Annotated in this window: 18 protein-coding genes and 2 pseudogenes; 13 read left to right on the forward strand and 7 right to left on the reverse strand. The window is 73.9% G+C overall.

What is annotated here, in order from left to right; genetic code table 11:
* Positions 1 to 53 precede the first annotated feature (53 nt).
* Both F1641_RS03530 and folE read right to left on the reverse strand, forming a co-directional pair.
* Positions 54 to 719, reverse strand: coding sequence for a GntR family transcriptional regulator (locus F1641_RS03530; protein ID WP_194903031.1), 666 nt, complete (start codon positions 717 to 719; stop codon positions 54 to 56).
* A gap of 110 nt (positions 720 to 829) precedes the next feature.
* Entirely contained in the window at positions 830 to 1,522 is a 693-nt protein-coding gene (gene folE, locus F1641_RS03535) for a GTP cyclohydrolase I FolE (protein ID WP_194903032.1), read from the reverse strand.
* 103 nt (positions 1,523 to 1,625) lie between these two features.
* On the opposite strand from folE, the gene glyA reads away from it, so the two are divergent.
* The 10 genes and pseudogenes from glyA to F1641_RS03580 all read left to right on the forward strand — a co-directional run bounded on the left by glyA (position 1,626) and on the right by F1641_RS03580 (position 14,942).
* Positions 1,626 to 3,008, forward strand: a complete 1,383-nt coding sequence (glyA, locus tag F1641_RS03540) for a serine hydroxymethyltransferase (RefSeq protein WP_194903033.1) — start codon at positions 1,626 to 1,628, stop codon at positions 3,006 to 3,008.
* A 74-nt stretch (positions 3,009 to 3,082) separates the two neighbouring features.
* A complete protein-coding gene (locus tag F1641_RS03545; protein ID WP_194903358.1) occupies positions 3,083 to 4,324 on the forward strand; it encodes a sarcosine oxidase subunit beta family protein in 1,242 nt (413 codons plus the stop codon).
* Between the two features lie 44 nt (positions 4,325 to 4,368).
* Positions 4,369 to 4,701: a sarcosine oxidase subunit delta gene (locus F1641_RS03550; RefSeq protein ID WP_194903034.1), complete on the forward strand. Its 333-nt coding sequence runs from the start codon at positions 4,369 to 4,371 to the stop codon at positions 4,699 to 4,701.
* Positions 4,698 to 5,108: a (2Fe-2S)-binding protein gene (locus tag F1641_RS19605; protein WP_206690423.1), complete on the forward strand. Its 411-nt coding sequence runs from the start codon at positions 4,698 to 4,700 to the stop codon at positions 5,106 to 5,108. Before F1641_RS03550 ends, F1641_RS19605 begins: the two co-directional genes overlap by 4 nt.
* Positions 5,105 to 7,551: pseudogene (locus F1641_RS19610) on the forward strand (glycine cleavage T C-terminal barrel domain-containing protein); the annotation flags it as partial. The gene F1641_RS19605 and the pseudogene F1641_RS19610, both read left to right, overlap by 4 nt.
* Complete coding sequence (locus F1641_RS03560; protein ID WP_194903035.1) at positions 7,544 to 8,155, forward strand: sarcosine oxidase subunit gamma; 612 nt, start codon at positions 7,544 to 7,546, stop codon at positions 8,153 to 8,155. The pseudogene F1641_RS19610 and the gene F1641_RS03560, both read left to right, overlap by 8 nt.
* Before the next feature lie 64 nt (positions 8,156 to 8,219).
* Positions 8,220 to 10,701: pseudogene (locus tag F1641_RS03565) on the forward strand (FAD-dependent oxidoreductase).
* Positions 10,698 to 12,086 (forward strand): L-serine ammonia-lyase, encoded by a 1,389-nt coding sequence (locus F1641_RS03570; protein ID WP_194903036.1) that lies wholly within the window; start codon positions 10,698 to 10,700, stop codon positions 12,084 to 12,086. The pseudogene F1641_RS03565 and the gene F1641_RS03570 overlap by 4 nt, the downstream one beginning before the upstream one ends.
* A 12-nt stretch (positions 12,087 to 12,098) precedes the next feature.
* Positions 12,099 to 12,998, forward strand: coding sequence for a formyltetrahydrofolate deformylase (gene purU / locus F1641_RS03575; protein WP_194903037.1), 900 nt, complete (start codon positions 12,099 to 12,101; stop codon positions 12,996 to 12,998).
* A 258-nt stretch (positions 12,999 to 13,256) separates the two neighbouring features.
* The gene (locus F1641_RS03580; RefSeq protein ID WP_194903038.1) at positions 13,257 to 14,942 is read left to right on the forward strand and encodes a BCCT family transporter; all 1,686 of its coding nucleotides are present in this window, start codon (positions 13,257 to 13,259) and stop codon (positions 14,940 to 14,942) included.
* 43 nt (positions 14,943 to 14,985) lie between these two features.
* On the opposite strand, the gene F1641_RS03585 is transcribed toward F1641_RS03580, so the two are convergent.
* A complete protein-coding gene (locus tag F1641_RS03585; RefSeq protein WP_206690425.1) occupies positions 14,986 to 15,777 on the reverse strand; it encodes an IclR family transcriptional regulator in 792 nt (263 codons plus the stop codon).
* Between the two features lie 199 nt (positions 15,778 to 15,976).
* Here F1641_RS03585 and F1641_RS03590 point away from each other — a divergent pair, with 199 nt between their 5' ends.
* Both F1641_RS03590 and F1641_RS03595 read left to right on the forward strand, forming a co-directional pair.
* The gene (locus F1641_RS03590) at positions 15,977 to 17,293 is read left to right on the forward strand and encodes an aromatic ring-hydroxylating dioxygenase subunit alpha (RefSeq protein WP_194903040.1); all 1,317 of its coding nucleotides are present in this window, start codon (positions 15,977 to 15,979) and stop codon (positions 17,291 to 17,293) included.
* On the forward strand, positions 17,290 to 18,495 hold the full coding sequence (locus tag F1641_RS03595) for a hybrid-cluster NAD(P)-dependent oxidoreductase (RefSeq protein WP_206690426.1): 1,206 nt from the start codon (positions 17,290 to 17,292) through the stop codon (positions 18,493 to 18,495). The genes F1641_RS03590 and F1641_RS03595 overlap by 4 nt, the downstream gene beginning before the upstream one ends.
* A gap of 4 nt (positions 18,496 to 18,499) precedes the next feature.
* Here F1641_RS03595 and F1641_RS03600 read toward each other — a convergent pair whose 3' ends face one another.
* Positions 18,500 to 18,922 carry a VOC family protein gene (locus tag F1641_RS03600; protein ID WP_194903041.1) on the reverse strand — a complete coding sequence of 141 codons (423 nt, stop codon included), beginning with the start codon at positions 18,920 to 18,922 and terminating at the stop codon, positions 18,500 to 18,502.
* 289 nt (positions 18,923 to 19,211) lie between these two features.
* On the opposite strand from F1641_RS03600, the gene F1641_RS03605 reads away from it, so the two are divergent.
* Positions 19,212 to 19,649 carry an organic hydroperoxide resistance protein gene (locus F1641_RS03605; protein WP_309225359.1) on the forward strand — a complete coding sequence of 146 codons (438 nt, stop codon included), beginning with the start codon at positions 19,212 to 19,214 and terminating at the stop codon, positions 19,647 to 19,649.
* 14 nt (positions 19,650 to 19,663) lie between these two features.
* Here the strand turns inward: F1641_RS03605 and F1641_RS03610 are convergent, their stop codons facing one another.
* The 3 genes from F1641_RS03610 to F1641_RS03620 form a co-directional block, all read right to left on the reverse strand.
* Positions 19,664 to 20,881 carry a pyridoxal phosphate-dependent aminotransferase gene (locus F1641_RS03610; RefSeq protein WP_194903042.1) on the reverse strand — a complete coding sequence of 406 codons (1,218 nt, stop codon included), beginning with the start codon at positions 20,879 to 20,881 and terminating at the stop codon, positions 19,664 to 19,666.
* A gap of 41 nt (positions 20,882 to 20,922) precedes the next feature.
* Positions 20,923 to 21,408, reverse strand: coding sequence for a hypothetical protein (locus F1641_RS03615; protein WP_194903043.1), 486 nt, complete (start codon positions 21,406 to 21,408; stop codon positions 20,923 to 20,925).
* Between the two features lie 84 nt (positions 21,409 to 21,492).
* A complete protein-coding gene (locus tag F1641_RS03620) occupies positions 21,493 to 21,651 on the reverse strand; it encodes a YqaE/Pmp3 family membrane protein (RefSeq protein WP_194903044.1) in 159 nt (52 codons plus the stop codon).
* Positions 21,652 to 21,700 lie beyond the last annotated feature (49 nt).

The following is a 21,700-nucleotide window of genomic DNA, read 5'->3' on the forward strand; positions in this document are numbered from 1 at the left end:
GCCGCCACCCGGTTTCCGGGGGCGGCCGCGCGGCGGGTCGGACGAGCCTCGGGTCAGATGACGGAGCGGACCGCGACCTCGAAGCCCCGCACGTGCTCCGCCGCGCGCTCGGCGGCGTCCGCGCCGTCGCCGGAGGCGATCGCGCGCAGCAGGGCGACGTGCTCGCCGACGTGGTCGTCGACGTCGGGCAGGCGGTCGAGGAAGAGGCAGAAGATGCGGATCGCGAGGTTGTGGTGGCGCACCAGGGTGTCCTCGAGGTGGGGGTTGCCCGCCACCCGGTAGATGGCCCGGTGGACCTGCGCGTCGTACTGCATCAGGTCGTGGTTGCTGGTGGTGGCCAGGTCGAGCGCCTGGAGCCGGTCGGCGAGCTCGAGGAGGTCCCTCTGCTCGGCGGGGGTCGCGCGCTCGGCGGCGCGGCGGGCGGCCAGCGGCTCCAGCAGGGAGCGGACCTCGGAGATGTGCGCGAGGTCGGTGATGTCGACGCCGGTGGCGAAGGTGCCGCGCCGCGGGTAGGTGACGATCAGCCGGTCGCCCTCGAGGCGCTTGATGGCCTCCCGGACCGGCGTCTTGCCCATCTCCAGCTCGTCGGCGAGCGCGTCGTCGTCGAGGGGCTCGTTGGGGCGGATCTCGAGCATGATCAGCCGGTCGCGGATCTCGGCGTAGGCCTTCTCCGCCAGGGAGGTGTAGCGCTCCTCGCGGATGCCGGGCACGGACTTCACGCCGCGATCGTACGGGCGTCCCGTCGTCGTCCCCCGGCGCCGGACGGCACCGGTCCGCCGTCCGGCCGAGCGCCGCGGGTGGACCGGCGCCCCGGGGACCGCCTCGGCGCTCACGGCTGCGACCTGCGGGTGAGGTCGAGGAACTCCGCACGGGTGCGGGCGTCGCTGCGCAGCAGCCCCCGCAGGGCGGAGGTGCGGGTCCGGGCGCCGGTGGCGCGCGCGCCGCGCAGCGACATGCAGGTGTGGTCGGCGTCGAGGACGACGCCGACGCCGCGGGGTGCGAGGGCGTCCTCGAGCAGGTCGGCCACCTGCACGGTGAGCCGCTCCTGCACCTGGGGCCTGGCGGCGCTCGCCTCCACGGCGCGGGCGAGCTTGGACAGGCCCACCACCCGCTCGCCCGGCAGGTACCCGACGTGCGCGACGCCGGCGAAGGGGAGCAGGTGGTGCTCGCACAGCGACCTGAAGGGGATGTCGCAGACGACGACGAGCTCGTCGTACCCCTCGTCGTTGGGGAACGTGGTGAGCGTGAACGGGCGGGGGGAGAGGACCTCGGCGTAGGCGCGGGCCACCCGCCCCGGCGTCGCGGCGAGCCCGGGGGAGGAGGTGTCGAGCCCGAGCGCGCGCAGGAGGTCGGCGACGGCGCGCTCGGCGGCGCCGAGGTCCGCGGCGGACGCCGCGGGCTCCCAGGTGCGGTCGGCGCGGTGCCCCAGCAGGTCGTCGGGCAGGTCGACGGGCAGGTCGACGGCGAGGGCGTCGTCGGCGCTCCACGAGCGCGTCGTGGACGGGTGGTGCTGCGTGCTCATCTCGTCCTCCTGATCTCGGCCCAGGCCCTTGACCGCGGCGCCGACCCCTCCTACGTTACCGACAACTGATACATCAGTCACCTGGCCACCGTGGAGGACCCCCGTGACCGCAGAGCTCGACGACGACGTCCGCCGCGGCGCCTCGACCCTCGACAGCGCGCTGGCCGCCGTCGACCCCGACGTCGCCGCCGCCATCGACGCCGAGCTCGAGCGCCAGCAGAGCACCCTCGAGATGATCGCCAGCGAGAACTTCGCGCCCCTGGCCGTCATGCAGGCGCAGGGCTCGGTGCTCACCAACAAGTACGCCGAGGGCTACCCCGGCCGCCGGTACTACGGCGGCTGCGAGAACGTCGACGTGGTCGAGCAGCTCGCGATCGACAGGCTCAAGGCCCTGTTCGGCGCCGAGTTCGCCAACGTCCAGCCGCACTCCGGCGCCCAGGCCAACGCCGCCGTCATGCACGCGCTGATCCGCCCCGGCGACACGATCCTCGGGCTCGACCTGGCCCACGGCGGCCACCTGTCGCACGGCATGAAGCTCAACTTCTCCGGGCGCCTGTACGACGTCGCGGCCTACCACGTCCGCGAGGACGACCACCGCGTCGACATGGACGAGGTCGCCCGCCTCGCGCGGGAGCGCCAGCCGAAGCTCATCATCGCCGGCTGGTCGGCCTACCCCCGCCAGCTCGACTTCGCCGCGTTCCGCGCCATCGCCGACGAGGTCGGCGCGCTGCTCATGGTCGACATGGCGCACTTCGCCGGGCTGGTCGCCGCGGGGCTGCACCCCTCCCCGGTGCCCCACGCGCACGTGGTCACCTCCACCACGCACAAGACCCTCGGCGGTCCCCGCGGCGGCATCATCCTCAGCAACGACCCGGCCATCGCCAAGAAGCTCAACAGCGCCGTCTTCCCCGGCCAGCAGGGCGGCCCGCTGGAGCACGTCATCGCCGCCAAGGCCGTGGCCTTCAAGCTGGCCGCCGAGCCCGAGTTCCGCGACCGCCAGGAGCGCACGCTGCGCGGCGCCCGCATCCTCGCCGACCGGCTCAGCACGCCCGAGGCCCGCGAGGCCGGCATCGGCGTCGTCAGCGGTGGCACCGACGTGCACCTGGTGCTGGTCGACCTGCGCCACTCCGAGCTCGACGGCCAGCAGGCCGAGGACCGCCTCCACTCCATCGGCATCACCGTGAACCGCAACGCCGTGCCGTTCGACCCCCGCCCGCCGGTGGTCAGCTCCGGCGTCCGCATCGGCACCCCGGCGCTCGCGGCCCGCGGCTTCGACGACGCGGACTTCGCTCGGGTCGCCGACGTCATCGCCCGGGCGCTGGCCCCGGAGGTCGACGGCGCGGAGCTGGCCGCGCTCGGGCAGCGCGTGCACGACCTGGCCCAGCGCCACCCGCTGTACCCGCACCTCGCCCCCCTGTCCGGGCAGCAGCCCGGCCAGCAGTCCGAGCAGCGCACCGCCGACGAGACCCCGGAGCCGAGCCTGTGACCACCGTCGACGCCTTCTCGACCGACCCCGCCGACGCCGTCCCGCACACCCCGGCCGCCGCTGCCGGTGACCGGCTGAACGGCACCCCGCCCCGCACCCCGGGGGCGGAGCTGCCGGAGCACCCGGAGTTCCTCTGGGACAACCCCGAGCCGAAGAAGTCCTACGACGTGGTGGTCATCGGCGGCGGCGGCCACGGCCTCGCCACGGCCCACTACCTGGCCAAGAACCACGGCATCACCAACGTCGCCGTGCTGGAGAAGGGCTGGCTCGCGGGCGGCAACACCGCCCGCAACACCACCCTGATCCGCTCGAACTACCTCTGGGACGAGAGCGCCGCGATCTACGAGCACTCCCTCAAGCTGTGGGAGGGCCTCGAGGACGACCTCGGCTACCCGATCCTGTTCAGCCAGCGCGGCGTGCTGAACCTCGCGCACACCCTGCAGGACGTGCGCGACAGCGTCCGCCGCGTCGAGGCGAACGTGCTCAACGGGGTCGACGCCGAGTGGCTGGAGCCCGACGAGGTCCGCAAGGTCTGCCCGATCGTCAACACCTCCACCGACATCCGCTACCCGGTGCTCGGGGCGACGTACCAGCCGCGCGCGGGCATCGCCAAGCACGACTACGTGGCCTGGGGCTTCGCGCGGCGCGTCAACGAGGCCGGCATCGACATCATCCAGGACTGCGAGGTCACGGGCTTCGTCCGCGACGGCAACCGCGTCACGGGCGTGCGCACCACCCGCGGCGACATCGCCTGCGGCAAGGTGGCCCTCGCCGCCGCCGGCAGCACCTCGGTGCTCACCGACATGCTCGGCCTGCGCGTGCCGATCCAGTCGCACCCGCTGCAGGCGCTGGTCTCCGAGCTGCTCGAGCCGGTGCACCCGACGATCGTCATGTCGAACGCGGTGCACGTGTACGTCTCCCAGGCGCACAAGGGCGAGCTGGTCATGGGCGCCGGCGTCGACTCCTACAACGGGTACGGCCAGCGCGGCGCCTTCCACATCATCGAGCGCCAGATGGCCGCTGCCGTCGAGCTGTTCCCGGTGTTCGCGCGGGCGCACCTGCTGCGCACCTGGGGCGGCATCGTCGACACCACGCCCGACGCCTCCCCGATCGTCGGGCGCACCCCCTACGACAACGTCTTCCTCAACTGCGGCTGGGGCACCGGCGGGTTCAAGGCGACGCCGGGCGTGGGCTGGGTCTTCGCCGACACCGTCGCCAACGACACCCCTCACCCGTACGCGGCGCCCTTCTCCCTCGACAGGTTCGTCACCGGCCGCCTCGTGGACGAGCACGGCGCCGCCGCCGTCGCCCACTGACCGGCCCGCTGACGCACCCCGACCCGCAGACCAGGAGACCCGACGTGCAGATGATCCGGTGCCCGTGGTGCGGCCCCCGCGAGGAGGTCGAGTTCCACTACGGCGGCCAGGCCCACGTGCCCTACCCCGCCGAGCCCGCCGCCCTGTCCGACGAGGAGTGGGCGCACTACGTGTTCTTCCGCGACAACACCCGCGGCGTCTTCGCCGAGCGCTGGTCGCACAGCGCCGGCTGCCGCAAGTGGTTCAACGCCCTGCGCGACACCGTGAGCTACCGGTTCCTGGCGGTGTACCGCCCCGGGGACCCCCGCCCCGTGCTCGACGGCAGCGACCAGACCCAGCACCAGACCCACCACCAGAAGGCAGGAGCCAGCTCGTGAGCGCCCCCTTCCGCACCGCCAGCGGCGGCCGCGTCGACCGGTCGGCGCCGGTGTCGTTCACCTTCGGCGGCGAGGTGCTCGAGGGCCTGCGCGGCGACACCCTCGCCTCCGCGCTGCTCGCCCACGGCGTGCACCAGGTGACCACCAGCATCAAGCTGGGCCGCCCCCGCGGCATCGGCGCCGCCTGGGCCGAGGACCCGAGCAGCCTGGTCCAGGTCGAGGAGCCCTTCCCGGACCCGATGCAGCTGGCCACCACCACCGAGGTCTTCGACGGCCTGGTGGCCCAGGGCGTCCCCGGCCAGGGCCGCCTGGCCGACATCGCGACTCCGCCCGCTACGACTCCCGCCACCTCCACGTCGACGTGCTCGTGGTCGGCGCGGGACCCACCGGCCTGCAGGCGGCGCTGACCGCGGCCCGCTCCGGCGCCCGGGTGGCGCTGGTCGACGAGCAGTCCGAGGCCGGTGGCTCCCTGCTGGGCACCACCGACCTCGTCGACGGCCGCCCCGCCCTCGAGTGGGTGGGCGACGCCGTCGCCGAGCTGGCCGCCGCCCCCGAGGTGGTGCACCTGCAGCGCACCACCGTCTTCGGCGTCTACGACGACGGGTTCGCGCTCGCCGTCGAGCGCCGCACCGACCACCTCGGCGGCGCGGCCCCCCGCGAGGTCTCGCGCCAGCGGGTCTGGCGCGTCCGCGCGCGCCGCACGGTGGTGGCCACCGGCGCCCACGAGCGCCCCGTCGTCTTCACCGACAACGACCGGCCCGGCACGATGCTCGCCGGCAGCGCCCGCACCTTCCTGCACCGCTACGGCGTGCTGGCCGGCAGCCGCGCCGTCGTCCTCACCACCAACGACAGCGCCTACCGCGCGGCCGTCGAGCTGGCCGACGCCGGCGTCGAGGTCGCCGCCGTGGTCGACACCCGACCCGAGGCGCCCGCCCACTGGGCGCCGAGTGCGCCGGCCGCGGCATCGAGGTCCGCGCCGGCAGCGCCGTCGTCGGGACCCGCGGCACCGAGCGCGTCACCCACGCCCGCGTGGCCGCGCGCGACGGGGGAGCCGTCGACGACGTCGCCTGCGACCTCCTGCTGGTCAGCGGGGGGTGGAACCCCGCCGTCCACCTCTACAGCCAGGCCCGCGGCAGGCTCGCCTTCGACACCTCCCTGGGGGCGTTCCTGCCCACCGGCCGCCTCGACGACCTGCTCGTCGCGGGGGCCGCCGCCGGTGCCCAGGACCTCGCCACCTGCCTGCGCCAGGGCGGCGCCGCAGCGGCCACCGCGCTGGTCGAGCTGGGCCTGGACGTCGTGCCGGTGCCCGTCCCCTCGACGCCCCCGGCGCCCCCGGCCACCGCGCCCGACCTGGTGTGGACCGTGCCGGACGTCGACGGCGACACCTCGCGGCAGTTCGTCGACCTCCAGCGCGACGCGACCGTGGCCGACGTGCAGCGCGCCCTCGGCGCCGGCCTGCGCTCGCCCGAGCACGTCAAGCGGTACACGACCATCGGCACCGCGCACGACCAGGGCAAGACCTCCGGCGTGGTGACCTCGGGGATCATCGCCGAGCTGCTCGGCGGCGGTCCCGACGACGTCGGCACCACCACCTTCCGGCCCCCCTACACGCCGGTGGCGTTCGCGACCCTCGCTGGCCGCGACCGCGGCCAGCTGTTCGACCCGGTCCGCACCACCGCCCTGCACGACTGGCACGTCCAGGCCGGTGCCGTGTGGGAGGACGTCGGCCAGTGGAAGCGCCCGCGGTACTACCCGCTGGCGGGGGAGGACGTGGAGACCGCGGTGCTGCGCGAGTGCGCCGCGGCCCGGACCTCCGTGGGGATCCTCGACGGCTCGACCCTCGGCAAGATCGACGTGCAGGGCCCGGACGCGGGCGAGCTGCTGGACAGGCTCTACACGAACCTCATGAGCAGCCTCGCCGTCGGCAAGGTGCGCTACGGCGTCATGTGCGGCGCCGACGGCATGGTCATCGACGACGGCACCGTGCTGCGCGTGGCCGAGGACCGCTTCATGGTCATGACCACCACCGGCGGCGCCGCCAAGGTCCTCGACTGGATGGAGGAGTGGCACCAGACCGAGTGGCCCGAGCTGCGGGTGCACCTGGTCTCGGTCACCGAGCAGTGGTCGGCCTTCCCCGTCGTCGGGCCGCGCTCGCGCGACGTCATCGGCGCGGTCTTCGGCGACGTCGACGTGAGCAACGACGCCTTCGGCTTCATGACCTGGCAGGACACCGTCCTCGACGGCGCCCCCGTGCGCCTGGCCCGGATCAGCTTCTCCGGCGAGCTCGCCTGGGAGGTCCACGTCAGCTCCTGGCACGCCGTCGCCGTGTGGGAGCGCCTGGTCGAGGCCGGCCGCCCCTACGGCATCACGCCCTACGGCACCGAGACCATGCACGTGCTGCGCGCCGAGAAGGGCTACCCGATCATCGGGCAGGACACCGACGGCACCGTCACCCCGCAGGACCTCGGCATGGCCTGGGTGGTGTCCAAGAAGAAGCCCGACTTCGTGGGCAAGCGCTCCTTCGCCCGCGCCGACAACCAGCGCGAGGACCGCAAGCACCTCGTGGGGCTGCTGCCGGTCGACCGCGCCACCGTGCTGCCCGAGGGCTCTCAGGTGGTCGAGCTGGGCGAGAGCGGTGAGCTGCCGCCCCCGCCGGTGCCGATGCTCGGCCACGTCACCTCCAGCTACCGCAGCGCCCACCTCGAGCGCCCGTTCGCGCTCGCGCTGCTCAAGGGCGGGCGGGCCCGCGCCGGCCAGCTCGTGCACGTCCCCGTCAAGGGGCGCCTGGTCGCCGTCGAGGTGACCGGCCCCGTCCTGGTCGACCCCGAAGGAGCGCGCCGCGATGGCTGACGCCGCCCCCAGCAGCACCGTCCCGCTGCCTCGCACCCACCCGCTCGACGTGCGCCCCGACCTCACCGAGCAGACCGCCGGTGCGGTCGTGGCCCGGCCGCTGACCACCGCGGTCCAGGTGCGCGCCGAGCTGCCCGGCCCGGCCGCCGACGCCGCGGCCCGCGTGCTCGGGGTGGCGCTCCCCGCGCGCCCCGGCACCTGGGTGGCGACGCCGGGCGGTGGTCGGGTCGTCTGGCTCGGGCCCGACGAGTGGCTGGTGCTCGACCCGACCACCACCCCGTGGGACCTCGAGCCCCGGCTGCGCGAGGCCCTGGCCCCCGCGGGCGGCGCGGCCGTCGACGTCTCCGCGCAGCGCGTCGTCCTGGAGCTGTCGGGGCCGCTGGCGCGCGACCTGCTCGCGGCCGGCTGCGCCGTCGACACCCACCCGTCGGTCTTCCCCGCCGGGCGCGCCGCGCAGACCCTGCTCGCGCAGGCCGGCGTGGTGCTGCTGGCGCTGAGCGACGACGGCCAGCGCTACGAGCTGCTGGTGCGCTCGTCCTTCGCCCGCTACCTCGCCGACTGGCTCGTCGACGCGGCCACCGAGCACCGGGCCCGCCGCGCCTGAGGGCGCCGGCGCCGCCCCACCGACCAGACCCCCCGCAGACCAGCGAAGACCCCAGGAGCAGCACATGACGACGCAGTCACCGTCCGTGGTGATCATCGGCGCCGGCATCGTCGGCGCGAACCTCGCCGACGAGCTCACCGAGCGCGGGTGGACGGACGTCACCGTGCTGGACCAGGGGCCGCTGCCGCTGGCCGGCGGCTCGACGTCGCACGCCCCCGGCCTGGTGTTCCAGACCAACTCCTCCAAGACCATGGCGCAGCTCGCGGCGTACACGGTGGAGAAGCTGAAGAGCATCGACGTCGACGGCGCCTGGTGCTTCAACCAGGTCGGCGGCCTGGAGGTGGCCACCACCCCGAGCGCCTCGCCGAGCTGGAGCGCCGCCGCGGCTGGACCCGCTCCTGGGGCATCCCCGACGCGCGCGTCCTCAGCCCCGCCGAGTGCGCCGCGCTGCACCCGCTGGTCGACCCGAGCAGGTGCTCGGCGGCCTGCACGTGCCCAGCGACGGCCTCGCCAAGGCCCACCGCGCCGTCATCGCCCTCATGGCCCGCGCCACGGAGCGCGGCGCGCAGTTCCGCGGCAGCACCCGGGTGCTCGGCGTGGAGCAGCGCGGCGGCCGCGTCACCGGCGTGACGACGGCGGACGGCGTGGTGCCCGCCGACGTCGTCGTGTCCTGCGCGGGGTTCTGGGGCCCGGAGGTCGGCGCGATGGTCGGCATGTCCGTGCCGCTGCTGCCGCTCGCGCACCAGTACGCCAAGACCGGCCAGGTGCGCGAGCTCGTGGGCCGCAACACCGAGCGCTCCGAGGCGGGCCTGCCGATCCTGCGCCACCAGGACGCCGACCTGTACTTCCGCGAGCACCACGACCGGATCGGCATCGGCTCCTACGCCCACCGCCCGATGCCGGTGCGCCTGGACTCCCTGGACTCCTCCGAGGACGTCTCGGCCCGGTCGATGCCGTCGATGCTCCCCTTCACCGAGGAGGACTTCGCCCCCGCGTTCGAGGACGCGCAGAAGCTCCTGCCGGCCCTGGCCGACGCCAAGGTCGAGGAGGGCTTCAACGGCGTCTTCTCCTTCACCCCCGACGGCGGCTCGCTGGTGGGGGAGAGCAAGGAGGTCGCCGGCTTCTGGGTGGCCGAGGCGGTCTGGGTGACGCACTCGGCGGGCGTGGCGAAGGCCGTGGCGCAGCTGCTGGTCGACGGGCACAGCGAGTACGACCTGCACGGCCTCGACGTGCACCGCTTCGAGGAGGTCCAGCTCGACGGGGCCTACGTCTCCGAGACCTCGCAGCAGAACTTCCGGGAGATCTACGACGTCCTGCACCCGCTGCAGCCGAAGGAGTCGCCGCGCGACCTGCGCGTCAGCCCCTTCCACGCCCGCCAGGTCGAGCTGGGCGCGGTCTTCCTCGAGGCCGGCGGCTGGGAGCGGCCGCACTGGTACGAGGCCAACGCCGCGCTGGTCGACCAGCTGCCCGCCGAGTGGACGCCGCCGGCGCGCGAGGCGTGGGCGGCGAAGTTCCACTCACCGGTCGCCGCCGCCGAGGCGTGGAGGACCCGCACGGCCGTCGCGATGTACGACATGACGGCGCTCAAGCGCATCGAGGTCTCCGGGCCCGGCGCGCTGGAGCTCCTCGAGCGCATGACCACGGCCAAGATGGGCAAGTCCGTCGGCTCGGTCACCTACGCGCTGTGGCTCGACGAGGCCGGCGGCATCCGCAGCGACGTCACCGTGGCGCGCCTGGGGGAGCAGACCTTCCAGGTCGGCGCGAACGGCAACCAGGACGTGGCCCTGCTGCTGTCCGAGGCCCGCCGGTTCGGCCTGGCCGACCAGGTGCAGGTGCGCGACACCACGGGCGAGACCTGCTGCATCGGGCTGTGGGGGCCGGACGCCCGCACGCTCGTGGAGCGCCTCTCGACCGACGACTTCAGCAACGAGGGCCTGAAGTACTTCCGCGCCACCAGGGCCCGCATCGCCGGCGTGCCGGTGACCGCGATGCGCCTGTCGTACGTGGGCGAGCTCGGCTGGGAGATCTACACGACGGCCGACAACGGCCAGCGCCTGTGGGACGCCCTCTTCGCCGCCGGCCAGGACCTCGGCGTCATCGCCGCGGGCCGCGCCGCCTTCAACAGCCTCCGGCTGGAGAAGGGCTACCGCTCCTGGGGCTCGGACATGACCACCGAGCACGACCCGTACGAGGCCGGCCTCGGCTTCGCGGTGCGCTCGGCGACGGGCACCTTCACCGGCAGCGAGGCCATCGCGGGCCGCAGCGAGGAGACGGCTGCGCGGCGCCTGGCCTGCCTGACCGTCGACGACGGCGAGTCCGTGGTGCTCGGCCACGAGCCGGTGCTGGTCGACGGGGAGCCCGTCGGGTACGTCACCAGCGCGGCCTTCGGCCACACGGTGGGCCGTCCGATCGCCTACGCCTGGCTGCCCGCCTCGGCGGCGGCTGTGGGCAGCAGCGTCGAGATCGAGTACTTCGGGCGCCGCGTCGCGGCGACCGTGGCCGCCGAGCCCCTCGTCGACCCCGAGATGGCGCGCATCCGCCGATGAACCTGTCGGTCTTCGACCTGTTCAAGGTCGGCATCGGGCCCTCGAGCTCGCACACGGTCGGCCCGATGAAGGCCGCCTGGACCTTCGTGGAGTCCCTGCGCGCGGCCGACCTGCTCCAGCGCACCGTCCGGGTGCGCTGCGAGCTGTTCGGCTCGCTCGGGGCCACCGGCCACGGCCACGGCAGCGTGGGCGCGGTGGTGCTGGGCCTGTCGGGGGAGCAGCCCCACCTGGTCGACCCGGTGGCCGCCGCGCCCCTGGTGGCCCGTGCGCGCGGCGAGCGCCTGCTGGGCCTCGGCGGCGGCCCCTCCGCCGGGGGGAAGGTCATCGGCTTCTCCGTCGACGACGACGTGGTGCTGCACCGGCGCCGCCGGCTGAGCTACCACTCCAACGGGATGCTCTTCCAGGCGCTCGACGTCGAGGGGGAGGTGCTGTCGGAGCGGCACTACTACTCCGTCGGCGGCGGCTTCGTGCTCGACGAGGACGAGGCCGGGCGGCCCGTCATCGTCGCGGACACCACGCCGGTGGCCCACCCCTTCGCCACCGGTGAGGAGCTGCTGGCGGTCACCCGGCGCACCGGGCTGCGCGTCAGCGACGTGATGCTCGCCAACGAGCTGTCGTGGCGCACCGAGGCGGAGGTCCGCGAGGGCCTGCTGCAGATCTGGGCGGTCATGCAGGAGTGCGTGGCCCACGGCACCAAGACCACCGGTGTGCTGCCGGGCGGGCTGAAGGTGCGGCGCCGGGCCGCGGCGCTCAAGGAGCGCTTGGAGACCGACGCCGACGAGCGCGACCCGCTGCGCGCGATGGAGTGGGTGACCCTCTACGCCCTCGCGGTCAACGAGGAGAACGCCGCCGGCGGCCGCGTGGTCACCGCTCCCACCAACGGGGCGGCGGGGATCATCCCGTCGGTCCTGCACTACTACGAGCGCTTCGTGGACGGCGCCGACGACGACGGCGTGGTGCGCTTCCTGCTGACCGCCGGGGCCATCGGGATGCTGTTCAAGCTCAACGCCTCGATCTCCGGCGCCGAGGTCGGCTGCCAGGGCGAGGTCGGCTCGGCGTGCTCCATGGCCGCCGCCGGTCTGGCCGAGGTGCTGGGCGGCAGCCCCGAGCAGGTCGAGAACGCCGCCGAGATCGGCATCGAGCACAACCTCGGCCTCACCTGCGACCCCGTCGGCGGGCTGGTGCAGATCCCCTGCATCGAGCGCAACGCCGTCGGGTCGGTCAAGGCCATCACCGCGGCCCGCATGGCCGTGCGGGGCGACGGCGCCCACCACGTGCCGCTGGACAAGGCCATCAAGACGATGCGCGAGACCGGCGCGGACATGAAGGACAAGTACAAGGAGACCGCCCGCGGCGGTCTCGCGCTCAACATCGTCGAGTGCTGAGGAGGCACCCCCATGACCACGACCGCTCCCGCTCCCGCCGCCGCTCCGGCGGCCCCCGGCTCCGCGGCTCCCGCCGTGCTGTCGCTGAGCTGCCCGCAGCAGCCCGGCATCGTCAACGCGGTGACGTCGTTCCTGTACCAGCAGGGCCACGACATCGTGGAGCACCAGCAGTTCGACGACGCGCTCTCGGGCCGGCTGTTCTCGCGCACGGCGTTCACCAGCCTCGGCGGCACCACCGACGTGGCGCAGCTCCAGGCGGCCTTCGCGCCCATCGCGGCGAAGTACGGCATGGACGTGCGCTTCAGCGGCGGTGAGCGCCCGCGGGTGCTGGTGATGGTCTCGAAGATGGGCCACTGCCTCAACGACCTCATCTTCCGGTGGCGCTCGGACACCCTCGGCGCCGAGCTGGTGGCCGTGGTGTCGAACCACGAGGACCTTCGCCCCATGGCCGAGGCCGCCGGCCTGCCGTTCCACCACGTCCCGATCACCGCCGCCACCAAGGCGGAGGCCGAGGCGCGGCTGCTGGAGCTGGTCGGGGAGACCGAGTCCGAGCTGGTGGTGCTCGCGCGCTACATGCAGGTGCTCTCCGACGAGACCTGCCGGGAGCTGCGCGGCCGGGCCATCAACATCCACCACTCCTTCCTGCCGGGGTTCAAGGGCGCCAGGCCCTACCACCAGGCCTTCGACCGGGGCGTGAAGCAGGTGGGCGCCACGGCGCACTACGTGACGCCGGACCTCGACGAGGGGCCGATCATCGAGCAGGAGGTGATCCGGATCGACCACACCCACGACCCGGCCTCCCTGGCGACCGTGGGCCGCGACGCCGAGGCCCTGGCGCTCTCGCGCGCGGTGCGCTGGCACTGCCAGCAGCGCGTGCTGCTCAACGGTCACCGCACCGTCGTCTTCCGCTGACCCCGCGGGGTCCCCACCCCCCCTCGGACCGCACCCTGCGCGGAGGGTGCGGTCCGAGGGGGTGCCACGCAGAGTCGCTCCGCACGACGCTCCGTGCAGACACGCCGCGCGGAGTGACCTGGGTCACTCCAGGGTCTGGACTGATGCATCAGTCATCGTGTTACATCTGGGTCACGCGCGGCAGTGCTGCCCGCAGCGGCCCTACCGTCACGACCCACCCGCCACTCCGGCAGGGCCGCCGTCACGAGAGGACACCCCATGTCGTCTGAGCTCGGAACACCCGTGCGGGAGGGCAAGCGGCCGCTCGACCTCCCCGTCCTCGCCGTCTCCGGCGTCGTCGTGGTCGCGCTGTGCATCTGGGGCGTCGCCGCCCCGGACCAGCTGCAGCAGGTCTCCGGCGACTGGCTGGCCTGGATCACCACCAACCTCGGCTGGGCCTTCGCCGTCAGCGCCAGCGGCTTCGTGGCCCTGGCGCTGGTGCTCGCCTTCAGCCGCGTGGGCCGCATCCGCCTCGGCGCCGACGACGAGCGCCCCCAGTTCAGCCGCGCCTCGTGGATCGCGATGATGTTCTCCGCGGGCATGGGCATCGGCCTCATGTTCTACGGCGTCACCGAGCCCGTCACGCACCTCATGACCCCGCCGGAGGGCGACGTCACCGCCGGCACGCCGGCCGCCGCCGACGAGGCCATGCAGTACACGCTCTTCCACTGGGGCCTGCACCCGTGGGCCATCTACGCCGTCGTCGGCCTCGCGCTGGCCTACTCCAGCTACCGCAAGGGCCGCCCCGGCGGCTTCTCGGCGGCGTTCGCCCCGCTGCTGCGCGGCCCCCGCGGCCGCGGCGCCGCCAAGGCGATCGACGTCCTCGCGATCTTCGCCACCGTCTTCGGCTCGGCCGTCAGCCTCGGCCTCGGCGCCGCGCAGATGAACGGCGGCCTCTCCCACGTCTTCGGGGTCGCCAACAACAACGGCGTGCAGGTCGCGATCATCGCCGTCCTGACCATCTGCTTCGTGATCAGCGCCATCTCCGGCATCGAGCGGGGCGTCAAGATCCTGTCGAACACCAACATGGTGCTGGCCGGCCTGCTGCTGCTGTTCCTGTTCGTGGTGGGCCCGACGGTCTTCATCCTCGACATGGCCCCCAACGCGGCCGGCAACTACCTGGCGGCGCTGCCCCACATGTCCCTGCGCACCGGCGTCTTCGGCGGCCAGGAGTGGCTGTCCGGCTGGACGATCTTCTACTGGGCCTGGTGGATGTCCTGGACGCCCTTCGTGGGCGCCTTCCTCGCCAAGATCTCCCGCGGCCGCACCATCCGCGAGTTCGTCGTCGGCGTGATGCTCATCCCGACGCTGGTCAGCCTGATCTGGTTCTCGGTCTTCGGCGGCACCGCCATCAACGCCCAGCTGACCGGCGCCCTCGACGTCCTCGCCGACAGCGACCAGACCGCCCAGATGTTCAACCTGCTCGCGCTGTTCCCGTGGTCCGGGCTGACCTCGCTGCTCGTCGTGGCGCTGGTGGCGATCTTCTTCGTCTCCGGCGCCGACGCCGCCAGCATCGTCATGGCGTCGCTGTCCAGCCACGGCGACGACGAGCCGCGCCGCTGGCTCACCGCCGCCTGGGGAGGCCTGACCGGCGTCGTCGCGATCGTGCTCCTCGGGGCGGGCGGCCTGCAGGCGCTGCAGAACCTCACGATCATCGCCGCCACGCCGTTCCTCGTGGTCATGGTGCTCATGTGCTGGGCCCTGCTGAAGGACCTGCGCAGCGACACCGCCCCGATGTCGGCCATCACCGGCAAGATGCTCGCCGTGCCGCCCACGCGGCAGGCGGGCGGGCGCTCGGGGCAGGCAGCCCCCTCGGGGCCCTCGGTGGCCCAGGCGCCCACGGCCCCCGAGCCGGAGGTCGGCGGCGGCCGCGCGGGCGAGCCCGTCGGCGCCGGGCGCGACTGACGCACCCGCGCGGCCCGGCTGGGCGCGGCGGTCCGCCGCCCGCTCAGCCGGGCTTCACCGCGCCCAGGCGCCAGGACGCCCGGGCCGCGGTGGCGAGCAGCTGCTCGGCCAGGGCGGGCAGCGCCTCGGGGGTGAGGCGGTAGGTGGGGCCGCCCACGGTCAGCGCCGCCGCCACCTCGCCGTCGGCGCCGCGCACCGGTGCCCCCAGCACCACCAGGCCGGCCTCGTGCTCCTCCTGGGCCAGGGCCCAGCCCCGGGTGCGGGTGAGCTCCAGGTCGGCGGCCAGCGCCCCGAGGTCGACCAGCGTGTGCGGGGTGTAGCGCTCCAGGCCGGCCGCGGCGAGGCGCTCCACCTCGCCCGCCGGCGACGCGGCGAGGAACACCTTGCCCGCCGCCGTGGCGTGCAGCGGGCCGCGGCGGCCCACGTGGTCGGCGCTGGCGACGATGGCCGGGCCGCTGGCCTGGTCGACGGTGGTGATCTCGGTGCCGTCGCTGACCACGAGGTTCACGGTGTCGCCGACCCGCTCGGCGAGCTCGGCGCACAGCGGGCGGCACAGCGCGGCGACGTCGTGGGCGCGGGCCGCGCCGGCGGCCAGCTGCCCGGCGGAGGGGCCCAGCCGGTAGCGCCCGCGGTCGCCGTCCTGCTGGACCAGGCCCCGGGCCTCCAGGGTGGCCAGGAGCCGGAAGGCGGTGCCCTTGTGCACCCCGACCTCTCCCGCGAGGGCGCTCAGGCCGCGCGGCCCGTGCACGGCCAGCGCCTGCAGCAGCGAGACCGCCCTGTCGACGGACTGCACCGTGGTGTCGCGGGCCGCGCCGCGGGTCTCGTCGTTCCGCACAGCGGAACAGTAGGCGCGCCACGGGCGACCCGCCGGGTGGTCGCCGCGGATCTCGTCCCACCCCCTTGACCGCCCGCTCTCCCGGGGAAGAAGATTCCTCCACCCCAGAGCGCAACAGTTCCGCATCGTGGAACAACCCGTGACGACGCCGTCGCGACAGCGCCGCCCCAGGCACCCCACCTCGAAGGGAAGCGCCCCGATGACCGCTCAGCTGACCACCCCCTCAGCACCCGCCGCGCCGCCGGCCGGGCAGGTCTCCCCGCCGTCGGTGGGCGCCTCCGCCGCCGAGATGGTGGCGCGCCGGAAGAAGGGGTACAGCCTCGAGGGCGGCTTCTACACGAGCCAGGAGGTCTACGACCTCGACGTCGAGGTCGTCTTCAGCAAGAACTGGATCTTCGTGGCCGCTGCCGCCGAGATCCCCGAGGCCGGCGACTTCGTGACCGTCGACATCGGGAAGGCGTCCGTGATCGTCGTCCGCGACGACGACGACCAGATCGCCGCCTTCCACAACGTGTGCCGCCACCGCGGCTCGCGCCTGCTGGAGGACAAGGGCTTCGTCGGCAACATCGTCTGCCCCTACCACCGCTGGACCTACGCCCTCGACGGCTCGCTGCTGCACGCCGAGTCGCAGCCCCCGACCTTCGACAAGACTTGCTTCTCCCTGCGCACGGTCCACGTGCGCAACCTCGCCGGCCTGGTCTTCATCTGCCTGGCGCCCGAGGCCCCGGCCGACTTCGACGAGGTCGCGAAGCTCGTCGAGCCGCACCTGCTGCCGTACCAGCTCGACAGGGCCAAGGTGGCCCGCCAGGTGGACCTGCCCGAGGCGGGCAACTGGAAGCTGGTCATGGAGAACAACCGCGAGTGCTACCACTGCGACGGGCACCCGGAGCTCACCAGCGCCTACTTCCCGATCTTCGCCTACGACGAGGAGGACATCACCCCTCGCCTGAAGCCCCTCTACGACCGGTACACGAAGGCCGCGGACGCGCTGGCCGAGAAGCGCCGGGAGCAGGGCACCCCCCTGGTCGACCACATGGAGCTCGACACCCGCCAGGTCGGCTTCCAGCTGACCCACCTGCCGCTGGACGGCGAGGGCAGGTCCTTCGCCGCGGGCGGCGCCGCCGTGTGCTCGAAGCTCATCGGCGAGGTCAAGGACGCCGCCTTCGGCGACCTGTCGCTGCACATGCAGCCCAACAGCTGGTTCCACTTCCTCGGCGACCACGCCGTCGTGTTCTCGGTGATGCCCACCTCGCCCAGCACCAGCGTCCTGCGCACCACGTGGCTGGTGCACCCGGACGCGGAGGAGGGGAAGGACTACGACCTCGAGTCGCTGTGCACCGTCTGGAACGCCACCAACGACCAGGACCGCGTGCTGGTCACCAACACCCAGATCGGCTGCGGCGACCCGAGCTACGTGCCCGGGCCGTACTCGATGGTCGAGGACCAGGTCGAGGGCTTCGTGAACTGGTACGTGACGCGCCTGCGCGAGCACCTGGGCGTCGAGGCCACGGCGTGACCGCCGCCGTGGACACCGCCGTCAGCGCGGCGGCCGACCCCGCGCTGCGCCCCCACCACCCGCCGCACCCGGTGGGCCTGGCCTGCTGGGGCGACGCCGAGGACGAGTCGGTGCTCGTGGTGCAGGACGTCGTCGACGTCACCCACGACGTCAAGACCTTCACCTTCGCCTCGGCGGGGCAGCACCTGTTCCACTTCGAGCCGGGGCAGTTCATCACCCTGCGGCTCGACGTCGACGGCACCGAGGTCCTCCGCTCGTACACCGTCTCCTCGCCGCCCACCCGGCCCCACGCGCTGTCCATCACGGTGAAGCGCAAGCCGGGCGGCGTGGTCTCCCCGTGGCTGCACGACACCGTGCGACCCGGCACCGAGCTGCGCGTGCAGCCGCCGCTGGGCGTCTTCAGCACCAGCCGCCACCCGGCGGCGAAGTACCTGTTCCTCTCGGCCGGCAGCGGCATCACCCCGCTGATGTCGATGACGCGCACCCTGGTCGACCTCGGCCGCACCGCCGACGTCGTCTTCGTGCACAGCGCCCGCACGCCCGCGGACATCATCTTCCGCAGGGAGCTGGAGGCCCTCGAGGCGCTCCACCCCTGGCTGCGGGTGGTGCCCGTGGTCGCCGATGCCGGTGGCGAGCCCGGCTGGGGCCAGGGGGGCGACCGGCTCACTGGTCAGCTCGACGGCGCCGCGCTCACCGCCGCGGTGCCTGACGTCGCCGAGCGCGAGGTCTTCGTCTGCGGCCCCGCGCCGTACATGGACGCGATGCGCACCGGCCTCCTGGCCGCCGGCCTCCCCGAGGCGCGCTACCACCAGGAGACGTTCTCCTTCGAGAGCCTCGGCCTGCCGGCGGGCGAGCAGCTCGACGCCGGCGAGGTCGAGCTGGTCGCCGACGCCGAGGCCGGCTCGAGCGGGGGAGCCGGCGCGGACGAGGCGGTGGCCGAGGGCTTCGCGGTGCAGTTCACGCGCAGCGGCTGCACCATCCGCTGCGGCCGCGACGAGACGATCCTGCAGGCGGCGTTCCGCGCCGGGATCACCCCGCCGTCGTCGTGCAGCGAGGGCGTCTGCGGCACCTGCAAGACCGTGCTCGTCGACGGCGAGGTGGACATGCAGCACCAGGGCGGCATCCGTCCCCGCGAGATCGCGATGGGCAAGGTGCTGATCTGCTGCTCGCGGCCCCTCACCGACGTCACCGTGGAGGCCTGAGGGCTCAGCCCTTCATGGCCACCAGCTCGAGCGCGATCCCGTCGGGGTCGCGGAACTCCAGCAGGTGCATGGCGCCGGCGTCCTTGACCCCGCCGTGCTCGACCCCCGCCGCGTCGAGCACGGCGGTGGCGGCGTCGAGCTCGGCCTTCGAGGCGACCGAGAACGACAGGTGGTCCAGGCCCACGCGGTCCTCGTCGAAGGCGTCGTCGCCCGGCGCCACGGGGCGCAGGCCCAGCAGGCCGCCCGGCACCTGGTAGATGACCCCGTCGAAGACGAACCAGAGCTGCTCGCGGGTGGCCTGGTCGGCGTCGGCGGGCACCTCGTAGGCCACGTCCCAGCCGAAGACGGCGTCGTAGAAGCGGCGCGAGACGGCGATGTCGCGGACGGTGAGGCGGACGTGGCTGAAGCCCGTGGTGGTGATCGGCATGCCGGAACGGTCGCACGCGACACGACGGGCGGCATCCCGACGCCCGAGAGCCCGGCAGCGCTCCACCGCGCGCCGCGCCGCGCCAGGTGACCGCGGTCAGTCGTACCGGTGACCGCGGTCACCTGGCGGGGCTGCGCCCCAGGACGCCGGGTCGCTGGCTGACCGCGGTCAGCCCGAGGAGCGGCCGGGGGTGACCGCGGTCAGCCAGCTCCTCCGACAGGTGGCCGCGCGGCTCCCTCCAGGGCGGCTCATGCTGGGAGCACTTCGTCGTGCCCAGCAAGGAGAGCCCGTGACCACCCCGCTCGAGAAGACCGTCTACACCGCTGAGGCCCTGAGCACCGGCTCCGGCCGCTCGGGCCGCGCGCGCACCAGCGACGGGGTGCTCGACGTCCAGCTCGCCCCGCCGAAGGAGACCGGCGGCTCTGGCGAGGGCACCAACCCCGAGCAGCTCTTCGCCGCCGGGTACGCGGCGTGCTTCCACTCCGCGCTGCTCGGCACCGCGCGCCAGCGGAAGGTGTCCGTGGAGGGGAGCAGCGTCGGCGCCCGCGTCAGCCTCGGTCCCGTCGAGGGCGGCGGCTACGGCCTCGCCGTGCACCTCGAGGTGACCATCCCCGAGCTCGACCCCGCCCGGGCGCAGGAGCTGGCCGACGCCGCGCACGCCGTCTGCCCCTACTCCAACGCGACCCGCGGCAACATCGAGGTGACGGTCACCGTCTCCGACGACTGACCGCCCCCCGCTGCTCAGCGCCGCCGACCGGCGAGGAACCTCTCCAGGCGGTCGGCGGCGTCGTCGAGCACCTCCACCGGCGCGAGGAACACCATGCGCAGGTGGTCCGGCGTCGGCAGGTTGAAGCCGGTGCCGTGCGTGAGCAGCAGGTGCTCGGCGTTGAGCAGGTCCATGACGAGGGCCTCGTCGTCGTCCACGGCGATGACGTCGCGGTCGAGCTTCGCGAACAGGTACAGCGCCCCGCGGGGCTCCACGCACGAGACGCCCGGGATGGCCCGCAGGCGGCGCAGCGCGTGGTCGCGCTGCTCGCGCAGCCGGCCGCCGGGCGCGAGCAGCGGGTCGATGCTGGCGCGGTCGGCCAGGGCGGCGGCCACGGCGTGCTGCGCCGGCACGTTGGGGCACATGCGCATGTTGGCCAGCAGCTCGAGGCCGTCGAGGTAGTCGGCGGCGCGCTCGCGGGGGCCGCTGATGGCCATCCACGCCGAGCGGAAGCCGGCTGCGCGGTGGTTCTTGGACAACCCGCACAGCGTGAGCACCACGAGGTCGGGCGCGAGGGCCGCAGCGTGCTCGTGGACGGCGCCGTCGAACAGGATGTGGTCGTAGATCTCGTCGGCCAGCACCAGCAGGCCGTGCTCGCGGGCCACCTCGAGCAGCCCGAGCAGCACCTCGCGGGAGTAGACCGCGCCCGTGGGGTTGTTCGGGTTGATGATCACCAGCGCCTTGGTGGCGGGGGTGACCCGCGCGGCCACGTCGGCGACGTCGGGCTGCCAGTCGGCGTCCTCGTCGCAGCGGTAGTGCACGGCGGTGCCGCCGGACAGGCGCACGGCGCCCGTCCACAGCGGGTAGTCGGGGGCGGGGACCAGCACCTCGTCGCCCGGGTCGAGCAGCGCCTGCAGCGTCATGACGATGAGCTCGGAGACGCCGTTGCCCAGCATCACGTGGTCGGGCCCGAGGCCCTGGACGCCGCGGCCGGTGTAGTAGTCGGCCACCGCCTCGCGCGCAGCGAGCACGCCCCGGGCGTCGCTGTAGCCCTCGGCGTCGTGGATGTGCTCGACCAGCCCCTGCACGACGGCGTCGGGTGCGTGCATGCCCCAGGCCGCGGGGTTGCCGATGTTGAGCTTCACGACCTCGTGGCCCGAGGCCTCGATCTCGCGGGCGCGGCGCAGCAGCGGCCCGCGGATGTCGTAGCGCACCGTGCGCAACCGGTCGGCCTGGCGGACAGCGCTGCTCACGGTGACCACTCTGGCACGCGGGCTCCGCGCACCGACCGCGGCTACCGCGGCTGCGCGACCCGGCCGGTGCGCAGGTCGTACCGGACCTCCGTGCCGGCCTGCCGCGCCTCCCGGCCCGCCGTAACCAGCGCCACCACCAGGCCGGCCTCGGCCAGCAGCGCCAGCAGCCAGGCACCGGGCATCCCGAGGTCGCGCCGGTCGAGCTCGGAGCTCATGCCCACCGTGCAGACGGCCAGGTAGAGGGCGACGACCGCGACGGCCGCACACACGTGGCGCAGGGCGCGGAGCCCGGCTCGTGTGGGGCGGTCGGTCGCCGTGGTGAGGTGCGACCAGCGCCAGGCCAGCGCCGCGGTGACCAGGACGAGCACGCCGCCGCCGGCAGCAGCGAGGTCGAGCGGGAGCCGGAGCCCCTCCAGCTCCGGTGCCTGGGCGGCGGAGACGACGCCGAGGTCGTGCGTGGCGAGCAGCCCGCCGACGACGGCGACGGGGACCAGCAGCAGAGCTGCGCGCAGGACGCGGTGCCTCATGTGGATCACACGTCGGACGCTAGGGGCGCCGCGGGCCCTGCGGAGCGGTCTCCACGACCCCTGCGCAGGACCCGCACACGGGGCTCAGTCGCGGGTGACGACCAGCAGGCCGTAGATCACGCCGGGGATGTGGCCGAGGAGCTGCAGCAGGAAGGCGATGAGCACCTTGGAGCTCGGACCGTCCTTGATGAGCACCGCGATGAAGGGGAAGAAGAAGCACAGGACGATCAGCAGGATCTTCATGGGGTGATCGTCATCCCGTCGTGCGCGATCCGCTCGTCGAGATCGACAC

This window comes from Quadrisphaera sp. INWT6 (assembly GCF_015390235.1).
Lineage (GTDB): Bacteria > Actinomycetota > Actinomycetes > Actinomycetales > Quadrisphaeraceae > Quadrisphaera.

Bases quoted from the DNA above. Each gene is read 5' to 3' on its own strand.
- folE (WP_194903032.1), bottom strand. From the start codon at position 1,522: ATGAGCACGCAGCACCACCCGTCCACGACGCGCTCGTGGAGCGCCGAC.
- F1641_RS03560 (WP_194903035.1), top strand. From the start codon at position 7,544: ATGGCTGACGCCGCCCCCAGCAGCACCGTCCCGCTGCCTCGCACCCAC.
- F1641_RS03570 (WP_194903036.1), top strand. From the start codon at position 10,698: ATGAACCTGTCGGTCTTCGACCTGTTCAAGGTCGGCATCGGGCCCTCG.
- purU (WP_194903037.1), top strand. From the start codon at position 12,099: ATGACCACGACCGCTCCCGCTCCCGCCGCCGCTCCGGCGGCCCCCGGC.
- F1641_RS03580 (WP_194903038.1), top strand. From the start codon at position 13,257: ATGTCGTCTGAGCTCGGAACACCCGTGCGGGAGGGCAAGCGGCCGCTC.
- F1641_RS03590 (WP_194903040.1), top strand. From the start codon at position 15,977: ATGACCGCTCAGCTGACCACCCCCTCAGCACCCGCCGCGCCGCCGGCC.
- F1641_RS03600 (WP_194903041.1), bottom strand. From the start codon at position 18,922: ATGCCGATCACCACCACGGGCTTCAGCCACGTCCGCCTCACCGTCCGC.
- F1641_RS03615 (WP_194903043.1), bottom strand. From the start codon at position 21,408: ATGAGGCACCGCGTCCTGCGCGCAGCTCTGCTGCTGGTCCCCGTCGCC.
- F1641_RS03620 (WP_194903044.1), bottom strand. From the start codon at position 21,651: ATGAAGATCCTGCTGATCGTCCTGTGCTTCTTCTTCCCCTTCATCGCG.